Raw genomic sequence first — 2,923 nt, forward strand, 5'->3', positions numbered from 1 at the left:
CCCCTTCCCCTGTTTTGTTATGCCCAAAAACAGAGCACAACTGGGGAGATAAGCCTTAATCGTGGCAAAAAACAAGAGAAAAGAGCTATCGCCCTACGTTAATAATTAAACGTTTTGCGACAGCCCCTTTTCTGGTTAACTTCAGAGTATACCAAGTGACTAGATAAAGAATACTGCCAGGATTGCAACTACTGTTACGGTTACAAGACCCTGTATTAAGGTTGCAATTGTCTGTGCCTTATAGGCAGTTTCAACCTTTAGGCCACCAAACTCTGTAACAACCCAGAAATAACTGTCATTGGCGTGGGAAACAGTCATCGCGCCGGCGCCAATTGCCATAACCACTAAGGCTTTGGCCATTAAGCTATCAAATCCCAGCTGTGATAGCATAGGTGCCATCATCGCCGATGTAGTTACAAGGGCGACAGTTGATGAACCTTGGGCAGTTTTTAGAGCGGCAGCGATGATAAAGGGGAGAAAGATTCCTAAGCTGAGCGAGGAAAGCGTGCTTCCTAAGTAGTCTCCGATGGGGGTTGCAGACAACATTCCGCCTAAGGCACCACCAGCACCGGTTACCATTATAATCACCGCAGCTGACTTCATGCCTTCACCAATCCAACCCGAGAGGGTTTCTTCATTTAATTTAGGCAGTAACGCCAAAGCAAACAGGAAGCCAACAAATAGGGCGTTTACCGGTGTACCTAAAAATGCGAAGGTATTATAGACGAAAGTTCCTGCTTCACCCAAAGGATAGCTGGGGAACTTGACAATCGAACCCATAGCCATCAGGAAAATGGGAACGACAATGGGAGCGAAAGAAAGAGTAGCACTAGGTAACTTGCCAAAACTTGAGATCATCTCATCGTAAGTTGCTGCGACCTCATCTTCACTCAATTCTTCGGTTGTCACCTTTTTGCCAACCCAAACAGCATAAATGTAACCGGCTATGAGTGCTGGGATGGAGACAAGTAGGCCAAGGAAGATAATCAGAATCAAATCACCCTCTAGACCTAGGTTGCCAGCAGCAGCGATTGGACCAGGTGTAGGAGGAACTAAAGTATGGGTTGCATAAAGGCCTGTGGCCAATGCAACAACCATTGTTACAGGTGAAATATTAGTTAGACGGGTCAGCGCTTTTCTAAGTGGGGTCAAGATTACATATCCCGAGTCGCAGAAAACCGGGATAGAAACTATGGCGCCAATAATCGACATCGCTAACGCGGGTTTTTTCCGCCCTACAACCCGTAGCACCGTTTCCGCCATTTTTACCGCGGCCCCGGATTTGTCCAAAATAGTTCCGATGATTGTCCCCAGGATAATGACGATGCCGATATAGGCTAGAATATTGCCGAATCCACCAGTTATTGTGGTAGCAATTTCTGTCACATCCATCCGGACAGCGAAGCCGATAAAATAGGCGGCTATCAAGAGAGAGATAAAGGGATGTAGTTTGACCTTCGCAGTTAGAAAAATAATCAGGGCAATAGCAACAAGAAAGATTCCGAGAAGAATAGGACCATCTAACATCAGTTAACCTCCTTAGAGTTTTATGTGAAACCTTTACAGGTTAGCACCAACTTTAATTAGGCGAAACATCCGGTCAGCGGCCGCAGCAAGCAGTTTCCGGGCATCGGCCATCGCAGTTTCCAAAGTCATTTCTCGATTGATGCAGGTCACTACCCCATCTATTCCATAATCATATATGTTATCTATATCGTCACTGATTGTACCACCAATAGCTATAACGGGAATATTTTTCTTCTGACAGCGCCGAGCAATGCCTACGGGCACTTTGCCAAAAGCGGTTTGACGATCTATACGCCCTTCGCCGGTGATAACCAAGTCGGTTTCGTTCAGCAATTCATCAAACCGGACTAGGTCGAGAATGGTTTCAGTGCCTGGTCTAAGGGTTGCACCTAGAAAGCCGAGCAAAGCGGCCCCTAGCCCTCCGGCGGCGCCCGCCCCAGGCTGTTGATTAAAATCAGTGCCAAGCTGTTTTAGCAGCAAACGGCGATAGTTTTCCATGCCCGCTTCTAATTGTTCTAAGACTTGGCCGGAGGCTCCTTTTTGCGGGCCGTAGACTCTTGTTGCCCCGTCCGGACCGGTGAGAGGATTATTTACATCGCAAATAACCGTGATTTTGCACTGACTAATTCTTGAATCAAGATTATCCATGTCTATTTCAGCGATACGGCCCAAATCTTGACCGCCATTGCCGAGTTCATTTCCATTGGCGTCATAGAATTTTACCCCCAGCGCCCGGGCTGCACCAATCCCGCCATCGTTGGTTGCGCTACCACCAATGCCGATGATCAAATGCCGTACCCCTTCATCAATGGCTGCCTTCAACATCTGGCCAGTGCCGTAAGTGCTTGTTCTAAGTGGGTTTTGCTCCTCAGGGCTGAGCAGGGGTAGGCCTGAGGCCTGGGCCATTTCAAAGATTGCCGTTTCTCCCCTAATCACGCCATATTTAGCTGTAATCTCTCGTCCTAGGGGATCTAGGACACGGCATTCACGTCGCTCACCATCTGTAGCGGCAAGCAATGAATCTACGGTTCCTTCGCCGCCATCGGCGATTGGTACTTTGATTATCTCTGCCCCAGGAAAGTGGCGATTTGCTGCCTCGGCGATTATTTCAATTACATCCCTGGAAGTAAGGGTTCCTTTAAAGGAATCGGGTGCAATTATAAGACGCATATAAAAACCTCCATTTCCAGCTTTGAATAATATTTCTGTCATCAGATCTAAACTGCCTTTGTGCAGAAGGGGTAATATTTGTGAAAAAATTGTGCTTATAGTGTAACTGCTAACCCATAATGCCCTTCAGTAGACGTTATTAATTGTCCGCAATTTGCCGGACAAGCTGACCAGAAGGGAAGGGAGAATTAGAGCAATTCTCCCTGGACAACTACCTTCACCATAT

Annotated in this window: 2 protein-coding genes; both read right to left on the reverse strand. The window is 47.1% G+C overall.

All coding sequences use genetic code 11. The annotated features are described in order from the left end of the window. Positions 1 to 159: 159 nt before the first annotated feature. The gene (locus FH749_14865) at positions 160 to 1,527 is read right to left on the reverse strand and encodes a GntP family permease (GenBank protein ID MTI96731.1); all 1,368 of its coding nucleotides are present in this window, start codon (positions 1,525 to 1,527) and stop codon (positions 160 to 162) included. 33 nt (positions 1,528 to 1,560) lie between these two features. Beyond that, entirely contained in the window at positions 1,561 to 2,697 is a 1,137-nt protein-coding gene (locus FH749_14870; protein MTI96732.1) for a glycerate kinase, read from the reverse strand. Positions 2,698 to 2,923 lie beyond the last annotated feature (226 nt).

The organism is Bacillota bacterium, assembly GCA_009711825.1.
Lineage (GTDB): Bacteria > Bacillota > Proteinivoracia > UBA4975 > VEMY01 > VEMY01.

Excerpts from the sequence above, each read along its gene's own strand:
- FH749_14870 (MTI96732.1), bottom strand. The coding sequence starts at position 2,697 with ATGCGTCTTATAATTGCACCCGATTCCTTTAAAGGAACCCTTACTTCC.
- FH749_14865 (MTI96731.1), bottom strand. The coding sequence starts at position 1,527 with ATGTTAGATGGTCCTATTCTTCTCGGAATCTTTCTTGTTGCTATTGCC.